This window comes from Psychrobacter sp. 78a-MNA-CIBAN-0178 (genome assembly GCF_040309625.1).
Classification (GTDB): Bacteria; Pseudomonadota; Gammaproteobacteria; order Pseudomonadales; family Moraxellaceae; genus Psychrobacter; species Psychrobacter okhotskensis.
Map to the genome: position 1 here is coordinate 1 of NZ_JBEOOZ010000163.1, position 255 is coordinate 255.

Annotated in this window: 1 protein-coding gene; it reads left to right on the forward strand. The window is 36.1% G+C overall.

All coding sequences use genetic code 11. The features are described 5' to 3' along the window. Window positions 1-255, forward strand: a 255-nt coding sequence (locus tag AAEY80_RS14690) for a hypothetical protein (RefSeq protein ID WP_350588620.1), incomplete at both ends; no start/stop codon positions are given.

A 255-nucleotide genomic window follows, 5' to 3' on the forward strand; every position in this document is an offset into this window, starting at 1 on the left:
TCGTTGTACCGTTTGATTGTTCATACGGCGATATGGATAGTCGATTTCAGCAAAATCTTGCGCTCTCGCCTCCCAATACTTTCACTAATGGTCTAGATTTTTTTGACAGTGCATCACCTGCTGATAGAAAAATTTTTATCAATCATTTAGTTGAAAACATATACGATTGGTTTGAAAAAAATCCAAATCCACCAAAATTCGATAAACATTATGATGTTAAGAAAACCTTGCGAGATACAGGGAACAGTGTAGACC